This is a genomic window from Paenibacillus sp. EB106-06-01-XG199, from assembly GCF_058791575.1.
On sequence record NZ_JBYTDQ010000001.1, the window covers coordinates 1,101,765 to 1,121,301 of the forward strand.

Consider the following 19,537-nt stretch of genomic DNA (forward strand, 5'->3'; position numbering starts at 1 on the left):
CGCTACAACTGCTACTTCACAACTTCGTTATCCTTAAGCATTTGGTCTCCCTGCTCCTGAGACTTCTTAAGTGTGTCCTCAATACTCAGTTTGTTCTGCTGGTTAAGCTGAAGATTCGGCGCCAAGGCGTCCGTCTCCATCACGGAATAGCCGGGATGTGACGGGCGGACCTTAGCAAATTCCAGGGTTTCCATAAAAGGTTTCCACAGCGGATCATCCTTGAAGAACGGGTCCTCCATCGAAGGCTTGAAGCCAGGCAGGTTCAAGCTGGTCTTAGCCCACAGCAGAGCGTTGTCTTTGTTAGCCGTCCACCATTTGATAAATTCCCAGGCCTCATCGTGATGCTTGGAGCCCTCAGGAATAACCAGGCCGAAGCCGCCCATCACACTGCCTTTGTCACCGTTAGGGCCTGCTGGCGGAGGAACAACGCCGTATTCCAGGTCTTTGCCGTATTTATTGTAAGTGCTGAGCATCCATGGGCCTGAATAGAGCATAGCGACTTTTCCGGTAACAAAAGCATCCTGGCCTTCTCCGAGCCCCAGCTCAAAGCCCACTTTGTAGACTTTATCTTTGTTCATCATCCGGTCCCAGAATTCGAGCACCTGCTTACCCTGCTCATTGTTGAAGTTGGTCTTCCCGTCTTCGGTCAGCATGGTGCCGCCCGCCTGCTGGAGATACATGTTGAACAATCCCAGGTCTGCCATGGAGAAGCCTGCTACTTCAAGCTTGTCTCCGTTCCATTTCGTCAGCTTCGCAGCCGCCGCTTCAAGCTCATCCCAAGTCGTCGGCGGCTGAAGCCCGGCTTCGGCCAGCAGCTTCTTATTGTAGAATAGTGCACGAGCGTCTACTGTAAGCGGCAGACCGTATAATTTATTGTCGTAAGAAAGTTCGTTGAGCGATTCGCTGTAAAAGTCATCTTTGGAGATCCCATCACGTGTTAAATAGTCATCTACCGGATGCAGCACATTTTTGGGCGCATAAAGTGAAGTCCGCCAGCGGTCCCAGAAAAGTATGTCAGGAGCACCGCCGTTCGTGGCCGCAGTAAGAAATTTAGTGATCATATCCTGCTGCAGCACGTATTTCACGTGAATTTTATCCTGCGATTTGTTAAAAGCATCGACCATCGTTTCGAACTGCTTCTGGCCTTCTCCGCCCCAGTCCCCCCAGAAAGTAAGCTCTGTCTTCTTTGCACTCTTGCCGCCTTGCTCTGTTCCGCTTTTCCCTGCTTTGGTATCCCCGGAATTGCCAGAATTACCGCCACACCCGGCTGCCAGGCCAGAGACCGTCACCAGAGTAAGTGCTGTTATCAACCATTTCTTCATTGTTTTCATCCCCCTCAGACTATTTGGTATGTCATTGTTGCCGTTCATTTAGCTGCACTTACTTCGATTCCGCAGCGCATGAGCACCAGCTCGCAGAACATCATATTGGCCCAAGAGAACCAGGGACGGGTGTACGCGCCGGGATCATCTGCATGAAAAGCTTCATGCATATACCCGGTACCGTCATCACACTGCGCCAGCAGGTCAAGAATGGATTGCTGTTCCTCTGTATTACCTGAAGTCATTCCTTGTACTGCTAAGGCGATTGGCCAGATATAGCGGTTTGGGGTATGGGGGCTGCCAATGCCTGCTGCGGCTATGCCTGAATAGAAATAGGGATTACTCTTGCTCAAAATGAAGCTGCGGGTATTCATATATACAGGATCATCAACTGGAGAGTAGCCAAGATAAGGAATGGAGAGCAGGCTGGGAACATTGGCATCATCCATCAAATTCACACTACCAAGTCCATCTGTCTCATAGGCATACACAGTCCCAAACTCAGGGTGGTTAACAGTCCCGTGTTGCCGGACACCTTCTTCGATCTGCTCCAGCAGATGTTGCGCAGAAGCCGCAAGCTCAGAGCTGTTTAACACCTCAGCGGCAATTTCACACACATACCGGAGAACAACGACAGCGAACATATTGGCCGGGATGAGATAACCATATTCGCAGGCATCGTCGCTTGGCCGAAACCCGGACCAGGTCATTCCTGTATAGGCCGTCAGGCTGCCTTTGCCTTCACGGACCAATGTATCCGTTGATGCTCCATTCATGCGCTGAAACGTATAGAGGGAATCGCGCTCATGGTTCTGTTCGGTGGTCCACAGTTCAATAATCCGCCGGACCCCTTTTACAAAAGAGGCATCAAATTGGCTGGTCCGTCCGGTATTCTTCCACAGTAAATAGCTGAGCTGGATCGGATAACATAAGGAATCTACTTCGTATTTCCTCTCCCAGATCCAGGGGTTCATTGCCGTGAGATCATCCTGATGCCCCCGTCCATCCGCCTCTTGATTAAAAGCGTTTGCATAAGGATCAATCTCGATAAAAGCAAATTGCTGCTTAACCAAGCCTTCGATCATTTCTGCTATTTCTTCATCTTCTGCGGCAAGGATCAGAAAAGGCCTGACCTGTGCGGCAGAATCCCTCAGCCACATGGCAGGAATATCACCAGTAATGACAAAGGTCTTTCCGTCTTTATTGCGTTTTATTGTTGTATTCCAGGTGTTCGATAAACATTGTTCGAACATGTCTGCCAGTTTTGGGCGGTCCTGCAATATTGTTCGAACCCGTGCAGCCAGACGCTGAATGGATTGGGGTAATTCATTTGAGGAGTACAGTAGAAACAACCTCCCTTTTGTATTGTTATTAAGCGCTTTCATTAAATAGTATATTGGTATATAAATAATATGTCAATCAATATTTTAGACTTAATGATATATCATTTCAAGAATCTGGATATAAAAAAACCCATTCGATTGAATGGGTTCGTCTTAATCTATTACCGTTACTTTCGAACTGCAGGTCCGGTCGAACTGCCGGGGATCAGCTTCGCCTCCAGCATTACCTTATTCGGCACAGAATGCCCGTTCATAATTGTCAGCACATTCTCTACCGCAAGCCGACCCATCTCTTCTTCATTCTGGCGCATATGGGTGAAGGCATAACCTCCTCCAAGCTGTGTCGGCGGACTGTCGAAGCAAATAATGGAGATATCCTCGGGGATGCGTAGTCCCAAACGTTCCACTGCTGTCTTTGCGAGCAAAGCAATATTGTACTCGATGGCAAACAGTGCAGTAATGTCTGGGTGACTCTTCAGATGGGATTCCAAGCGTACGAGATCATGTTCGATATTATCCGGGTTAAAAAACTTCGGCAATGTCGAGGTTAAGTCACTGACCCACAGCTCCTTATCGACCATGATTCCCCGCTGGGCGTGTGCCTGTATGAAGCCTTCAATCCGGTCCTCAACGGCAGTGGTATCGACCGGCGGAGGCGAAAGAAATGATATATGGGTATGTCCCAAATCAAACAAATACTCTGTAGCTACAAGCGCTGCCTGAAGATTATCCGTGCTGATCGATGCGGCGGCTACCCCTTTTAACTGTCTGTCCACCAGCACCAGGGGGAAACGGCCAATGACCAGCTTTAGTATTTCCGCATTGAAATATTCGCCCTGCGCCGGGAAGATAATCAGCCCATCCACACCCAGGTTGAGCAGCTTCTGGATGGATTGCTCTTCATTCTCAGGAATACCGAAGGTTCTCCGCAAGACCAGAAAGCAGTCATTATCGCGTGAAGCCTGCTCCATGCCATAGATCAGCCCCGTACCGTAGCTGTTGCCAAAATCGGTGATGATCAGCCCGATGGTCTTCTCTTCTACATTGATTGCAGGGATTCCGGTACTTGTTCCGGGAGGCAGCTCCTTAAGTTCAGCGACCGGATCGGCCACAAACGAGCCCCTGCCCGGCTTACGGACGATCAAATGCTCGGCGGCCAGCAGCTCAAGCGCTTTTTTACTGGTAATACGGCTTACATTATAGCTATCAGCCAGTTCTTTCTCAGAAGGAACACGCTCTCCAAGCTTATAGGCTTGAGTCAATATGCTCTCCTTCACTTCGTCAAAAATCTTCTCATACATCGGCTTAGAAGACGTCGGTTCGTTCATGACCTTCACTATCTCCTGACTCTTATTATTCATGATTTACATAATAATATATCATGATATATTATGATTGTCGATGCATACCTAGTCTTTCTGTATTCATTATAGATCTGATGGCAAAAAAAAACTAACAGACGGACGCAGAATAGCTGTGTCCGTCTGTTAGTTAGATTTTATGAACCGCCGCTAATGTAGTTCAACTTAATCAGGTGATCTCAAGAAACAATGCACAATCAAAAGGCTGAAGCTGGATGGGATTGGATTCATGCCATTCCTTGGAGGATTCAGACTTCAATTTCGGGTTGAAACCCTTGTTCATTCCACTTACTTCCGAAACCAGACTCCATCCCTTTGGAACATCCCATTCGCACACCGTCCGGTTATGATTCATGACAAAGAAATAAGTACCGTCCTTTCCCCGTCTCCGGGTAATCTCGACACCTTCCGGTGCGGCTGCGATTCCACAGACCCCAGCGTCGCCAATCATCTCCAAGATCAGCTTTTCCATCGTCTCCGGCCCCAATTCCGTCCCGGCATAATAGGCTCGTCCCCTGCCGTATGTATGGCGGGTAACCGCCGGTGTCCCGGCATAGAAATCCCTGGCGTATACGGCTAGTACCTCTGCGCCTTCCACTGTGATCACATCGCACCACAGCTCCGCTTCCTCTCCAGACCTCCCGCCTTCATCTTCCGTTTGGGCTGCCCTGGACATCCCCTCATCATTCAGCCATCTCACACTCTGCCCGAACTGGCGCAGACAGTCGTAGTCGTAGATGCTTAGACCAAGCAGCTGCGAATAATTACCCGGCAGTGTCAGTGGAATAACAGCGTTATTCCGGTCCTTGACTGCGGTCCGCATATCGAGCAGTACATGCCCGCCCGCTTCTGTATATTCATATAGTCTTTGACATAGCTCTGAATCGGTGACGAACAGAAGCGGAAAAATCAGCACCTTGTACTTTGAGAAATCGTTATTTTCAGAAATCAGATCTACAGGGATATTGTGATCAAACAATACTTTATAATAACGGTGCAGATGTGCGACGTAGTTCAGGTCGGGATGATGCGGCTGGATTTGCAGCGCCCATTCCTGGTCGTAGCTGAACACAATCCCCACCTCGGCTTCGGGAAGTCCCCCGCGGAAAGCCTCCATATGAGGAGCCAGTTCGGCTATGCTGTCGCGGATTTCCTCGTATCGGCGACCCGGAATACGGCTGTGGGGCAGAATGCCGTGCCAGTACTGCTCGCTGCCGAACAGGCAGGTATCCCACCGGAAATAGACGATGGTATCCGCACCATGGGCAACGGATTGAAAGGTCCAGAGCCGCATCTGCCCCGGCCGGGGCGTTGAGCCGAGAATTTCCGTCCCTGTCGGTCCGGCGAGCTGCTCCATCACCCAGAACGGCTTCCCTTTGGTTCCCCTCATAAGATCGAGCGCCATGCCGAGGTGGGAGGGCAAGCTGCGCTTGATCCGCTCCTCCAGAAACAGCATCGGGTATTGATCGTGGGAGATGAAATCCAGATCCTTCGCCAGCTCGAAATAATCAGTCTTGTCAAAGAAGCCCATAAAGTTATGCGTAATAAGATGGCCGGGACATACCTCCCGCAGTATATCCGCCTGCCACTTTTGGAACTCGACGACCAGACTGGAGCAGAATCGTTTCCAATCTAGCAGAAGCGAAGGATTATGGCTGTTAGGTGAAGCAAGTGGAACGGGAATCTGCGAGAAAGAGGTATAGGTCTGACTCCAGAACACCGTTCCCCACGCCTCGTTCAGGCCTTCGATCGTCCCATGCCGTTCCTCCAGCCATAGGTGGAACCTTGCCCGGCAGTGATCGCAATAGCACAAATTACGGTGACTGTTACCCAGCTCATTGTCAATTTGCCAGCCGACAACATAGGGGTTGTCCCGGTAGCGCTGAGCCATGGTCCGCACAAATTCTTTAATATGCTTCCGGTAGTCTGGATGCGACTGGCAGTCATGATGCCGACCGCCAAAGCCTACCCTCTGTCCTTCCGCATTCAGGGGATACAGATCTGGATGAAGCTCCATCATCCACACCGGCGGAGCCGCCGTCGGCGTGCCCAGCATGGTTGTAATCCCCTGCTCTCCCAGCAGTTCAATGGCTTCGTCCAGCCAGCCGAAATCATAGATGCCGGGACTCGGCTCCATCTTCGCCCAAGAGAACTCCGCCATCCGCACAACCTCGATGCCCATCTCCTTCATCATTACTGCATCCCGCTGCCACAAGTCGGGCGGACAATGCTCGGGATAATAATCAACACCAAATTTCATGGCTTGCGTAACTCCTTCCCATCACGAGGTTATGTCCAGCTCTTTAATCTATTCGTGTTTATCCTTTAATCGCACCGTCAATCATGCCGGAAATAAGCTGTCTCTGAAAAATCAGAACGATAATAAGCAGCGGCAGCACGCTTACCACCGAACCGGCCATGATGAGATGATAAGGTGTATTGTTGCTGTCCTCCAGCGCCTTCAGCGCTACGGACAACGTCATATGCTCCTGGGAGCGCAGAATAACGGACGGCCACAGAAAGTTGTTCCACTGCTTGACGAACAGGATAATCCCCAGGGCGGCGAACGCCGATTTCAGGTTGGGAAGAATGATCCGGCGGAACATCCCAATCTCGCTGCACCCGTCGATTCGTGCCGCCTCCATCATTTCATCGGGAATGGAACTGCAATACTGCCGCATGAAGAAGATGCCAAAAGCATTGGCCAAATCGGGTAAGATTACTCCCCAGATGTTGTCGATGAGATGCAGGTTCTTATAAATGACAAACAGTGGAACCATCGTTGCTTCATGAGGAATCATTAGCGAAGCGAGCACGAAGACGAACAGAATGTCCTTGCCGCGAAACCGGTATTTGGCAAAGGCGAACCCGGCCAGGCTGCAGAACAGCAGCGCAGTAATCGTCATGGTCGTGGACAGCAGCAGACTGTTCCAGGTGATAATTCCAAATTTACGGTTCACGAACAATTCAGTAAAGTTCTCCCAATGCAGCGTTGTCGGCAGCCAGATCGGCGGATTAACGAAGATTTGACTGATATCTTTCAGCGATGAGCTGAATAGCCAGAACAGCGGAAACAACGTGATGAGGGAGACCACGGCCATCAGGACAAATGCTGCACCAGCGGTCAGGCCCTTCTCAGCTGAACGGCCGGCCCTTTTCGCCGCAGACTTCTTTTTCGTTTGAGTCAAAAGCGTCATTCGGTTCCCCCCCCCTTATTTCTCATCGAATAGACGCATCTGGATCAGCGATATGCTCATCATCAAGATGAAGAAGCAGACAGCGATTGACGAGGCGTAGCCGAAGTTGAAATTCTGAAAGCTTTCGTTATACAGCATCAGCACCGGCGTCAGCGTCGAATTTAGCGGACCGCCTTTGGTGAGAATGTACGGCTCGGTAAAGAGCGAAAAGGTGCCGATTGTGGACAGCACGGTGCAGAATAGCAGCATTTTTTTGACCAAAGGAATGGTGATGAAGAAGAAACTTTTTACTTTCGTCGCTCCATCGACATAAGCCGCTTCGTACAGATCCTTCGGAATACTTTGCAGACCGGTCAGCAACAGCAGCATATTGTAGCCGAGCCAACGATACAACACCATTAACGCCACAGAAAAACGCGCCCACCACGGGGAATCAAGCCAAGGAAGCGGAGACTTGATCCAACTGAGGTTCAGCAGGAACGTGTTGATCAGCCCGTCTTGGGTATTAAATAGCAGCACGAATACGAATGATACGGCGACCACCGACACAAAATTCGGCACAAACAGAGCCATCCGGAAAAACCCTTTGCCCACCATCCATTTGGAGTTGAGCATACTGGCAAAGATTAAGCCAAGAAAGAGCATTAGCGGCACATACATCAGGAAGATGACTAAGCTGTTCCACAGCGACAGCCAAAAGTAATGATCCTTCAGCAGTGCCGTATAGTTGTCCAGCCCGATGAATAGCTTGTCACTTGCACCGTTCCATTCCGTGAGACTAAGATAAAACGAATAAATAATTGGATACAGTGAAAAGATGCCAAATAAAATAAAGTATGGGGAAATGTACAGATACGGAGCGTAACGGATCTGTCTGTTCCATCTTGTCTTACCCATAGATTTTCTCATCTCCTTGATCCTTGCTGCTGTCTACTCTCTTTTGGTCTTCTGCCGGAGTTCATCGGCCATTGTCTTTAACGCATCTCCGGAGGAGGCGTCATTCAGGAACACCTTTGCCCACACGTCCGTCATCAGCTTGTTGGCCATCGGGAAATCGGAGGTGTAAGCAAGCGGATAGGTGCTCTCCAGTGATTTGGCATACACTTTTAAGATAGGCTGGCCCTTGAAGTAATCAAATGGCTTGTCCATTGCCGAGTCGGAATATACCGTCTTCAACGAAGGGAATAGCCCCGCCTCCAGCATCATTTTGGTCTGAGACTCCTTATCACCGAGCATGAATTCGATGAATTTCCAGGCTTCTTCCGGGTGCTTCGAATTTTTATTTATCGCCATGTTGGAACCGCCCTGGTTAGCCCCGCCATATTTATCGTCCTCTGACCATTTCGGCATCGTCGTAACTGACCATTTGCCCGAATCCTGCGGCGAGTACTGCTTTTCAATGATCGCGTCATGCCAGGAACCGCCGACTACGCTGGCGATTTTACCCTCAGCGATGGCATTGCCCCAAGGATCGGAGTTGGCGCGGGCGTCATAGACAAGCCCCTCCTGCTGCATCTTGATCAAATAATCCGTGATCTCCTTTACTTCCGGGCTGTCTACCGAGACCTTGCCGTTTTCGTCAAAATACCAGTAGCCTCGCTGCCACATCATAGATTCGAACACGCGGTTGCTGGAATTGGTCTTCGAATCGCCGTACATGAACGCTCCCGTCTTCTCCTTCACCAGCTTGGCGGCTTGATAATAATCGTCCCAAGTTTTAATCTTGGCGGCGACCTCATCGGGATCGGTCGGCAGACCGGCCTTAGCAAACAGGTCATTCCTGTAGAACATCACCACCGGGCCGCTGTCCCATGGCATGGCATAGATTTTGTCGTCCATGGTGGCGTCCTTCCATTTGTAGGGCACGATATTATCTTTATATGGAGCCACATGTTCGGTAATGTCGAGCAGCGAATTGATCTCAACCATCTGTGATAGATTCGTGGATTCGAGCGCCAGCACATCCGGCACCGCGTCGTCAGTATTGGAGGACACCAAATACTTCTGATAGAGGTCGGTGGATTTCATGGTTTGGAACTCAACTTCGATATTGGGATAAGCTTCCTTGAACCGGTCCATATTTAGATCAATCCCGGCTTTGGCCTGCTCCCAGATCCAGACGACAAGCTTCACCTCCTCCTCTCCCCCCTGATCCGTTCCAGCCGATCCGGAATTACTTGGTGTGTTGGAACCAGAGCAGGCGCTTAACACCATGGAAGCTGTAAAAAGCGTGGAAAGCAGCATTTTCCCTCTTTTGTTATGCATTGTTTGACCTCCTTGAGTGGGTTGATACCATCATAAGAGAAATGTAAGGGGTTTCAAATCCGACTGCCGTTCGAAAAAGGTTCACTTTTATTGGAATGTAATAAAAAAGCCCGTTTTCTACACGGTCAATTCATTGGATTTTGGTGTCTTTTTGTTTGTTGGCGGTATTGTCCCGGAGCGAATCCGACGCTTTTCTTAAACCATTTGGCGAAATATTTGACGTCTCCAATCCCGATCTTCTCCGCTACTTCCTCCATACGGTAGTCTGTCATTGCCAGCAGATTCTGTGCCCGTTCCAGCTTTTTCTGTGAAAGGAAATCAATCAGGCTGCTGCCTGTCGCTTCTTTGAATACGGTGCTGAAGTAGCTGCGGCTTATACCGATCCGGTCGGCGATTTCGCCGACTCGGGGATCGAGATGCAGATGGTGGTTGATATAGTCAATAGCGCTGAGAATATCCTCCTTATGCTGGCGGCTGACCAGACGGGTCTCGCGCTCGATTGCCCGCAGGCGCAACAGACGCAGCACGCCCTCTATCCATCGCACCCCGCCCTCAACCGGCCCCTCCAGTCTCCATCCCAATCCGGGATTACGTGAACTCTTCAGATGCAGCAGTTCATGCTCCGCCGTATCCCGTTCCGCCCAGTGGCAGGCCAGCAATGCAGTACCGTCTGGACACGGTAAGAACGCACGTCCTGGTGACCCGGGTGGAAATGCCTCACCAATCTTTAGACATGCTTTTTGCTCAGAAGTCGAAAAACTGGAATTGTTAGCGCTTCCATTATTATACAAATGAAAGATGCAGCCGCCTCGGGTCATCCAACCCCAATCTCCATTCAGCTTGGCTACCAGCCTCTCGTCTGCAGTGATATCCTGTACCCGAAGCCACTCCATTACAATTTGCATCTCGTCCTCAGAGGCTGCCATGGAGGACTGATTCTCCAGATGAAGCCCGCATTCACGCCGGATTTTATCGAGGCATCGCTCCATTTCCTCGTCGCCCATGCTGGTTTTTACAATATAGTCAGAGATACCGAGCTGGATCCCCTGCTGTGCGTAAGCAAAGTCGCGGTGACAGCTCAGAAACAGGATTTTGACATGGGGATATCTGTGTCTAATTTTATGAGCCAGCTCGATTCCGTCCATCTCGGGCATCACGATATCAGTAATGACAATGTCGGGTTCATGATTGACCACCTTCTCCCAGCCCAGGATGCCGTTGGGTGCATCGCCGACGACTGCCATGCCATGTCTGCCCCAGTCGACTGTCATCCTCAGCCCTTTTCTCACAAGCTGTTCATCATCAACGATAAGCACCTTCAGGGGTGAATCTCTCCGTAAGTCTTTGGCCATCGTATGATCACCTTACTTCCGTGGTTTCGTTCGGACTCTATCGTAAAATCGCAGTTTTCGCCAAAATGCATGTTAAAGCGCTCTCTGACATTCCGCATGCCAAGTCCTCCTTTCTTGCCCGGAATGACTTGGCCGTTCCTCACATAGAGCAAATGCTCCGGCTTGATACCGATCCCGTTGTCAGTTAACTCCGCCTTAATTTCGCCTGATCCGGAGACGAGTGACAGCCTAATTTCACCTGCTCCGTCTGTAAAGCCGTGAAAAAAGATGTTCTCCAGTAGCGGCTGGAACACCATCCGCGGCACCAGGCAGGACCTCAGCTCCGGCTCGGCCTCCAGCTTGAAACTAAAGGCATCATCGTACCGGAGCCGCTGGATTTCGATAAAATGAAGCACTAAAGCCAGTTCCTCCTCAAGCGGCACCAGTGTCTTAGACACTGTAAAAGTGCTCTCCAGGACGGCAACCAGATGCTCAATCATTTTCTGAATATCGCGGCGCCCGGCCAACCTCGCCTTCCACTGAATGCTGTTCAGAGTGTTAAATAGCAGGTGGGGGTTGATCTGGTAGTGAAGCGCCCGCAGTTCTGCTTCGCTCTTCAGCTTTTCGCTCCGGCTGATCTCACGCACCAGATCCTGGATTTGTCCGGTCATCCGATTGAAGGATTGACTTAAATAGCCCAGTTCATCGCTTGTGAGCACCGGGGTCTGGATGAACAGCTCCCCTTGTCCGAATCTTCGCATCGAATGGGTCAGCTTTTGAATGGGCCGCGTAAGCCGAAGCGAGAAAAAATGGGCCATCGCGATGGCGAAGAGCAGCGTGCAGCCCGCAACGATCAGCGTATAGTTCAGGATCACGCCCGAGGAGCGATAGAACTCAGCATGCGGCATTCTGGCCTCGACAGTCCAGCCCTCCCGCTCCATAACCCCGGACCAGACAATATCGTCCTCCGAACTACTGTATTTCTCCGAGCTTTGCAGCAGCACGCTTCCGTCCGCTGCCCGTATTTGCAGGTGAGCATTCATATTATGCTGAAACGCCCGAAGCAGATTCACCACGGAATCCGCCTTCGTGTCGATTAGAATCCGGCTGCCTGGCGGGAGTCCGAAATGATCCTTGACCGGCACAACCAGGCTGATGACCATGTTGTCATTTACAAAGCGGTAATAGTAATCCGGCCGGTGGATGATAACTTGTCTTCCGCCATTCCCGGCAACTTGGTGCCAGAAGGAGGACTCCGTAAGCCTTGCCTGATCAAGTCCGCCGCTTCCGATAAATTTGCCCGAAGGCATCACAACCGAAACACTTACAATATTGACCGTTTCAAAAGATATAAGATATCGCTGGAGCGCCTGTTCCTCCTTATATCGGCTATAGTTCAGCGTTTCGCCATCTTCGATGACCATGGGTGCAGAGATCAAATAATTCAGTAGATTGCCCGTAATATTGTCCATCTGCGCGATGCTGGTATCCAAATGGAGCTTAAGCTCCTCAATGGCGTTCATTCCGTAGCTCCCGAACTGTGAATTCACGATCTGCGACGATTTATGATTGGAGAAATAACCCATTACGGCCAACGGAAGCAACGCAATGACTGTGAAGAACATCAGCAGCTTGGCGTACATGCTTCGGCCTATTGATAATGCCTGCGGTTTGCCTTTGTTCCGGGGGTGTGAAGCTTTCGTTTTCATTTCGTTCCCTCCACAGCATCGACTGGCCTTACCAATGCGTAAAAAGGGCAACCGGATCTACGTGATCCGGTCCCCCTTACCTATTTCCGCAAATCCGGTAAACCCGGTTTATTCGTCTTCTTTGAACACCGGTACAATATTCAGCTCAAACTGGAACTCCTTCTCATCCAGCCTGTAGGGAGCCAGCAGCGCGGGACCGCAGGAATTGGAGCCTACGCCGCTCATCTGATAATCCAGATGGACAATCGTCTCCGGCCTGCGGGTCAGCTCGTATTGGTGCGAGGCTTGGGTCAGATCCTCCGGCGTATAATGCGAAGCATTGAAGGAGAATGGACGGTCACTCTGGAATCTCAGTCCCATGCCGAGCTCATTCGAGACAATAACCCATTCCGTTTCATTGTGGGAACCGTTCTCCTGGGGCATGATATAATCCACAAACTGCTCATCGACGGTAGTCATGTATTTCCCAATTTTAGTGCTATGTCCCTTATCGATGTAGCTTTCATGGGGTCCCCGGCCGAAATATTCGATCTCCTCATTCCCTTCCGGCATCACGACGCATAGCCCGAACCGGGGCAAGAATGGAATACCGTCTCTGGTTGTTACGTTAGTACGGAGATAAAGCTCTCCTGTAGCGTCCACCTTCCAGCGGAACGTTCCCCGCAAGAACGGCGGACGCAAATAGCCTCCCATCGAGAAGTCCGCTTCCAGCTCTACGGCTTCACCGTCCTGCCGGATCGTGTCCACGCGGTAAATATGGGTTACAGCCCGTTCGTACCCCTCCTGCATCCATTCGTGCTTCACGAACCGGTCATTATCTGCCGGGGCGCGCCATACCGCAAAAGAAAACGGCGCATGCAGCATCTCCACTCCGTTCTTGACCAGGCTGTCAAACATGCCGGAGCCAAGGTTAAAGCCATATTCAAAATCAAATCCCGTGATGACAAGCCGGTCGTCCCTGCGCTCCACCTGAAGAGGTGACCGGGCCTCGGGTTGGTACAGCTCACGCTGCGGAGCCGGCAGTTCAAACTGGCCGAAGGAAATTTCATGGCCGGGTGATGCCCACCAGGTTTCTTTCGCCGTCCTGCACGACAGAGTAACAAAGTACCTTCCCGGCTCCTCCGGAATCCCGAAACCAGCTTCGATTGTCTGCGAGCCGTGAGGGCCTGCCGACAAACCTCTGATTTCACCTTGATTTACCGTTTCACCGTCCTTTTCCAATTTCCACAGAACTCTCACATGAGATAGATCCCTGAAATCATAGCGGTTGTGAATTTCTATGAGCCCCGATCCGATTTCTTTGGCTTCAAATACAACGGGTGCAATCACCTGCTTGAGTTCCAGCAGTCCGGAATGCGGCTTCCGGTCGGGGGCAACCAGACCGTCAATGCAGAAGTTGCCGTCATTAGGCTGATCGCCGAAATCTCCCCCATAAGCATAATAAAGCCGTCCGTGCTTTATATTCTTGATGCCATGATCCACCCATTCCCAGACACATCCACCCATCAGCTTTGGATACCGGTTGATCACATCCCAGTAATCCTGCAAATCGCCGGGCCCGTTGCCCATGGCATGGCTGTATTCGCACAGAAACATCGGTTTGGTCGTATCCGGATCGGACGCGTACGCTGCAATCGCCCCGCTGGAGGCATACATCCGGCTCTCCATGTCGAGCACCTCCGTATCCGGGCTGCCGCCGTGACGGGGATCCGAACCCTCGTAGTGAATAGGACGCGAAGCGTCCCTTGCTTTGGTCCAGCGGGCCATTGCCATATGGTTCTCTCCATAACCGGATTCATTGCCCATGGACCAAATGATGATACATGGGTGGTTCTTATCCCGCTCCACCATCCGGGTTGCCCGCTCGACGAAAGTTTTCTCCCACTCGGGGTTGCGCGTGAACCAGTTGAAGTCCCCTGCTGGAAGCGCGCCATGACATTCCAGATCGGCTTCTCCGATCACATAGAAGCCGTATTCATCACAGAGCTCCAGAAAACGGGAGTCGTTCGGGTAATGCGAGGTTCGAATGGTATTGATATTATGCTGTTTCATCAGCCGCAAATCTTGGATCATATGATTGACCGGAATCGTTTGTCCAAGCTCCGGGTGGGAGTCATGACGATTGACACCCTTAAGCTTTACCGCTTGACCGTTGATCGTGAACACGCCATCCTGAATGGATATTTCGCGTAAACCTACGGGAAAATGCAGAACTTCATCGCCTGCGAACAAGTATAAATGGTATAAATGCGGGTTCTCTGCATTCCACAGCACGGGATTCTGCACATGCAGCTTCAACGTACCTTGGCCTTCGATCACGGCCTGCGTCCGCTCTATCTCAGCACCGTCTGCATCCTGCAGAACAGCTTCAACTTCAAGCCTGCCTGTTGACTCCACCTTGCAGTTTAGCTCCGCACTATCGAAGCTTGCAGACAGAGACGTGCGGTTGAATACATCGGAGATATGAGCGGAATCCCTTGCAAGCAGGTAGACGTCCCGGAAAATACCAGTGAATCTCCAAAGATCCTGATCCTCCACATAACTTCCGTCGCACCATTTCAGCACCATGACGGCCATCCGGTTCACACCAGGACGGACATAAGGCGATATATCGAATTCGGCCGGCATCCGGCTTCCTTGGCTGTAGCCAACAAATTGTCCGTTCACCCACAGGTAGAAGCATGAATTGACTCCTTCAAATACCGCTACCTTCTCCTTGCCGTTCCAATTATCCGGCAGTGTGAACTCCCTGACATAAAGTCCGGCAGGATTATCATTGGGCACGAAAGGCGGGTCAAACGGAAAGGGATAGTTGATGTTCGTGTAATGCAGTTGATCATAACCGTTTACTTGCCAGCAGGACGGAACCACCAGATCATCCCATCGGCTAATGTCATGTTCAGGGGCTACACAATCTTCCTTGACCTCTCTGACGCTGGCGTGATATTTGAACTTCCAGCGGCCGTTCAGCGTCTGATAATATGGGGAACGCCCCCGCTTTCTGCGGCGCGCGTCTGCAGCTGATGCGTATGGGATATAATAAGCTCTGGCTGCTTTCCTGTTTATCTGCAGCGTCTCGGTATCTTCCCAGTAATTCGGCATAAATGACATGACCATCCTCCTGAATATTGTAATTGGCCTTACCACTCAGCAATGCTGCCGTCCCGATGCCGCCATACCGGATTTCTCCAACGGTGGCCCGTCTCCGCCATCTTCCGCACATACTCCTCGTTCACCGTAATGCCAAGACCCGGTCCGGAAGGAATATTGACATGACCGTCACTGTAGGCAAAGACGGTAGGATCGGTGATATAATCCAGCAGGTCATTTCCTTGATTATAATGGATGCCGAGGCTTTGTTCCTGAATGACCGCATTATAAGACGTCGCATCTACCTGAAGGCAGGCGGCAAGAGCGATTGGCCCAAGCGGACAATGCGGAGCGACCGCAACATCGAACGCTTCGGCCATAGCGAATATTTTCTTGCATTCCGTGATGCCTCCCGCATGGGACAGGTCGGGCTGAATAATATCGACTACCCCATCCTTCAGCAGATTTTTAAAATCCCAGCGTGAGAACATGCGCTCACCCGTCGCGATCGGAGTGCTGGTATGATGTGCGATTTCCCGCAGTACTTCGTTGTTTTCCGGCAGTACCGGTTCTTCAATGAACATCAGACGGTACGGATCCAGCTCTCTGGCCAATCCCCGTGCCATCGGTTTATGGAGCCGCCCGTGAAAATCGACAGCAATCCCGAATTCCGGTCCACAGGATTCCCGAATGGCTGCGACCCGCTCAACGATAGCATACACCTTGTCATGTGTATCAATGAACTGCATCTCTTCCGAGGCGTTCATCTTAATCGCCGTGAAACCGGCGGCCTTCTTCTCCAGAGCAGATTTGACGACATCGATGGGGCGGTCTCCGCCTATCCAGGAGTACACCCGCATTGAACTTCGGCAAGCGCCGCCAAGGAGCTGGTACACAGGCGCATTGTAGATTTTCCCTTTAATATCCCACAACGCCTGATCGATCCCTGCTATCGCGCTCATTAAAATAGCCCCGCCACGATAAAATCCTCCCCGGTACATCAACTGCCATAGGTCTTCAATCCGCTGAGGATCCTGTCCGATCAAAAGATCCATCATCTCTTCCACTGCGGTCTGAACAGTATGCGCCTTGCCTTCGACCACCGGCTCTCCCCAGCCGGATATGCCCTCATCGGTTTCAATCTTCAGAAACAGCCAGCGGGGAGGAACGATAAAGGTCTCAAATCCGGTTATTTTCATCGATTATTTAACTCCTTTTGTGTTGTTCATTCTGGCCTTGCTGACTTCTTTCGCGAACTGGCGGGCCGTCTCGGTTATCTTCGCATAGTCGCCCCGCTCCACCGCTTTCCGGTCTACGAGAGCGCTTCCTAAACCGACAGCAACAGATCCGGCGGCAATGAAGGATCCGACATTCGCAAGTGTCATGCCTCCTGTCGGCATCATCCGGATATGACCAAGGGGCCCCTGCAGTTCCTTTATGTAGGAGGCGCCCAGCGAACCGCCGGGGAACACCTTTAGCAGGTCTGCACCCGCTTCGTGCCCTCTGACAGCTTCGGTCGGCGTCATCACGCCGGGGATGGAGATTCGCCCGTACTTTAAGGTCAGATCTACTATTGCCTCATTCAAATTTGGCGAAAAAATAAAATCGGCTCCCGCCGCGATAGCCTGCTCGGCCTGCGTCAGCTTCAGTACTGTACCCGCTCCCACCAGCAGGCGATCTCCATATTTAGCCTTCATGTCCGCGATCAACCTGTTCACTTCCGGCGTATCGGCTGTAATCTCCAGCGCTCCGACACCGCCATCTGCCAGTGCCGCGGCAATTTTATCCGCCCTTTCAGGCTCTGGTCTGCGAATAACGGCGACCAGTCCGGAAGTTATCAACCGCTCAATCTGAAGATTTTTGTCCATTTCCTTCCTCCTCCTTTGGAATGCCCCTCATTTACCGGATAATATCCTCCAAGTCGGATCCCCCTGCCAGGAGAAGATCCACATCCTTCCGTGTCGGAAGACCCTCCACATCGCCGCTTACCCCGACAACAATGGAACCCACCGCGTTGCCGCGTCGCACCGCTGAGGGCAGGTCCTCCCCTTGCAGCAATCCGCTTATAAATCCGGCGGCAAAACCGTCTCCGGCACCCATCGGATCAATGAGCCGCTTCACGGGAAATCCCGGCTCATCTCCCGCGATTCGTCCGTTACTGTAATAAGCCCCGTTGGCGCCAAGCTTAATTACGACAGTACCGGCGCCGGATTTCAGCAGACGGTCTGCGATGTCAGCAGGCGTACAGCATCCTGTCAGAAACTGACCCTCCTCAATACCGGGCAGCACGTAGTCGGCAAGAGCCGCCATTTCGTTAAGCACAACGCAGGCTTCTTCTCTGTTCCAAAGCTTCCAGCGGATATTGGGATCAAACACAATGGCAGCACCGTGTTTTTTTGCCGCTTCGAGGGCTCGAAAGGTTAATTTCCTGCACTCCGGGCTAAGCGCCGGAGTAATGCCGGTAACATGCAGGATGCGGGCTTTTCCAACATAAGCCTCATTAAGCTCATCCTCGTGCATCAGGCTGGCAGCCGATTGTTTGCGGTAGTAGTACACCTGTATTTTATCCGGGGATATTTGTTCTTTGAAAAACACTCCCGTCGGCGCTTCGTCTGTAATCCTGACTTCGGAAGTATCAACGCCATGTCCTCTTACGACCTGCCTAATATAGCGTCCAAATGGATCATTTCCGAGCTTGCTGAACCAGCCCACGGTATGTCCCATACGGGCAAGCCCAACTGCCACATTGGTTTCGGCTCCGGCAACATGCTTGTGAAAGCCGTTCACATACTCCAGGGGAACCATCCGGTCCGGTGCCAAAAGTACCATGGTTTCCCCAAAGGTTACTACCTCCATTGCCCCTCCTCCTTCTGCTTCATCACTGATAGAGTTTCTGCATAAAGATCATATCTTTATTCTTGAATAAAATTGAATCACTTACTCCCCTGCCGTTTTACACAGAAAAATGTACGAAACATCGTTTCCCAACGTTAAATATAATTACTTTTTAGATATAGATACGATCTTTATGCTACAATCATATTATCTTGTTGTTTACTAGTCAATACTAAATCAATACATAGACATATCTACTTATCCTCAAGAAGCTCCTATGCTAAAATGAATTCATTCCAAGTGATAAGGACGGCTAAACATGAAACAGATCAAACAGACCGCGTTTCAGGCTACTATAGAGCTTATGAAACAGAAAATCCTTGATGGGGAATGGGCTCCGGGGGATCGGCTCCCTACTCTGCAGCAGCTAGCTGTCGATTTTTCCGTTAGTGTCACTACAGTACGTGAGGCGCTGCGGATATTAGAGAGTCAGGGGAATGTCAGCATTGAGCACGGACGTGGGATGTATGTACGAAACGATCCGCTGCTGTTGGATGATCCGGCGGTAGCCCTAGAGGAATTGGAAAACATTTCGATAGTGGATCTGCTGGAAGCTAGACTGCTCATTGAGCCTGAACTTGCCGCTCTGGCTGCGCAGCGGGCCGATGACGATCAGATCCGCAGGCTGCGGGTACTGGCAGAGCGAATGGTGCGGCAAATGGAGGAAGGTGGCCCCTTCTTCGAGACAGACCTCGCCTTTCATCAGTTAATCGCCGAAGGAGCAGCAAATCCGGTAGTGGCGCGGATGCTGAATTCGATTCTTCCATTGCTGGCCGAAGGACGCAAGCAGACCAATACGCTGCCCAATATGCGGACGAAAGCTTCCAATTATCATGTTCTGATCGCCATTGCCATTGAGGAACGACAAAGCGAAACAGCCCGGCAGCTAATGGAGAGCCATATCCAGAGTATGCTGACAACCCTGAAGAAGTAGATTCACCCTGTGACGCTGCAAAACAAGCTGCCGAGAATAATCTCGACAGCTTGTTTAGCACGCCTATAAGCTCGCTGTAGTAATGGATCT

14 protein-coding genes are annotated in these 19,537 nt (G+C 51.1%); 1 reads left to right on the forward strand and 13 read right to left on the reverse strand.

What is annotated here, in order from left to right; translation table 11 throughout:
• Positions 1-11: 11 nt before the first annotated feature.
• The 13 genes from AC3WT9_RS05350 to AC3WT9_RS05410 form a co-directional block, all read right to left on the reverse strand.
• On the reverse strand, positions 12-1,322 hold the full coding sequence (locus tag AC3WT9_RS05350) for an ABC transporter substrate-binding protein (RefSeq protein ID WP_341378644.1): 1,311 nt from the start codon (positions 1,320-1,322) through the stop codon (positions 12-14).
• Between the two features lie 44 nt (positions 1,323-1,366).
• Positions 1,367-2,665, reverse strand: a complete 1,299-nt coding sequence (locus AC3WT9_RS05355; RefSeq protein ID WP_341097670.1) for a glycoside hydrolase family 125 protein — start codon at positions 2,663-2,665, stop codon at positions 1,367-1,369.
• Between the two features lie 167 nt (positions 2,666-2,832).
• Positions 2,833-3,993, reverse strand: a complete 1,161-nt coding sequence (locus AC3WT9_RS05360) for a GntR family transcriptional regulator (protein WP_341378642.1) — start codon at positions 3,991-3,993, stop codon at positions 2,833-2,835.
• Positions 3,994-4,195: 202 nt separating this feature from the next.
• Positions 4,196-6,286: a beta-galactosidase gene (locus AC3WT9_RS05365; protein ID WP_492407466.1), complete on the reverse strand. Its 2,091-nt coding sequence runs from the start codon at positions 6,284-6,286 to the stop codon at positions 4,196-4,198.
• Between the two features lie 58 nt (positions 6,287-6,344).
• Positions 6,345-7,223, reverse strand: a complete 879-nt coding sequence (locus tag AC3WT9_RS05370) for a carbohydrate ABC transporter permease (protein WP_341093216.1) — start codon at positions 7,221-7,223, stop codon at positions 6,345-6,347.
• A gap of 15 nt (positions 7,224-7,238) precedes the next feature.
• Positions 7,239-8,120 (reverse strand): carbohydrate ABC transporter permease, encoded by an 882-nt coding sequence (locus tag AC3WT9_RS05375; RefSeq protein ID WP_076112903.1) that lies wholly within the window; start codon positions 8,118-8,120, stop codon positions 7,239-7,241.
• 33 nt (positions 8,121-8,153) lie between these two features.
• Positions 8,154-9,488, reverse strand: a complete 1,335-nt coding sequence (locus tag AC3WT9_RS05380) for an ABC transporter substrate-binding protein (RefSeq protein ID WP_341093215.1) — start codon at positions 9,486-9,488, stop codon at positions 8,154-8,156.
• 125 nt (positions 9,489-9,613) lie between these two features.
• On the reverse strand, positions 9,614-10,840 hold the full coding sequence (locus tag AC3WT9_RS05385) for a response regulator transcription factor (protein ID WP_341093214.1): 1,227 nt from the start codon (positions 10,838-10,840) through the stop codon (positions 9,614-9,616).
• A complete protein-coding gene (locus AC3WT9_RS05390; RefSeq protein WP_341378640.1) occupies positions 10,807-12,528 on the reverse strand; it encodes a cache domain-containing sensor histidine kinase in 1,722 nt (573 codons plus the stop codon). The genes AC3WT9_RS05385 and AC3WT9_RS05390 overlap by 34 nt, the downstream gene beginning before the upstream one ends.
• Positions 12,529-12,636: 108 nt before the next feature.
• On the reverse strand, positions 12,637-15,639 hold the full coding sequence (locus AC3WT9_RS05395) for a glycoside hydrolase family 2 TIM barrel-domain containing protein (protein ID WP_341378639.1): 3,003 nt from the start codon (positions 15,637-15,639) through the stop codon (positions 12,637-12,639).
• A 29-nt stretch (positions 15,640-15,668) separates the two neighbouring features.
• Positions 15,669-16,817 carry a galactonate dehydratase gene (dgoD, locus tag AC3WT9_RS05400; RefSeq protein WP_341378638.1) on the reverse strand — a complete coding sequence of 383 codons (1,149 nt, stop codon included), beginning with the start codon at positions 16,815-16,817 and terminating at the stop codon, positions 15,669-15,671.
• A 3-nt stretch (positions 16,818-16,820) separates the two neighbouring features.
• Positions 16,821-17,486 carry a bifunctional 4-hydroxy-2-oxoglutarate aldolase/2-dehydro-3-deoxy-phosphogluconate aldolase gene (locus AC3WT9_RS05405; RefSeq protein ID WP_341378637.1) on the reverse strand — a complete coding sequence of 222 codons (666 nt, stop codon included), beginning with the start codon at positions 17,484-17,486 and terminating at the stop codon, positions 16,821-16,823.
• Positions 17,487-17,517: 31 nt separating this feature from the next.
• Positions 17,518-18,474, reverse strand: coding sequence for a sugar kinase (locus tag AC3WT9_RS05410; RefSeq protein ID WP_341378636.1), 957 nt, complete (start codon positions 18,472-18,474; stop codon positions 17,518-17,520).
• Between the two features lie 298 nt (positions 18,475-18,772).
• Between AC3WT9_RS05410 and AC3WT9_RS05415 the strand changes: the two genes are divergently transcribed.
• Positions 18,773-19,447: a FadR/GntR family transcriptional regulator gene (locus tag AC3WT9_RS05415; RefSeq protein WP_341093208.1), complete on the forward strand. Its 675-nt coding sequence runs from the start codon at positions 18,773-18,775 to the stop codon at positions 19,445-19,447.
• The last annotated feature ends 90 nt before the right edge of the window (positions 19,448-19,537 follow it).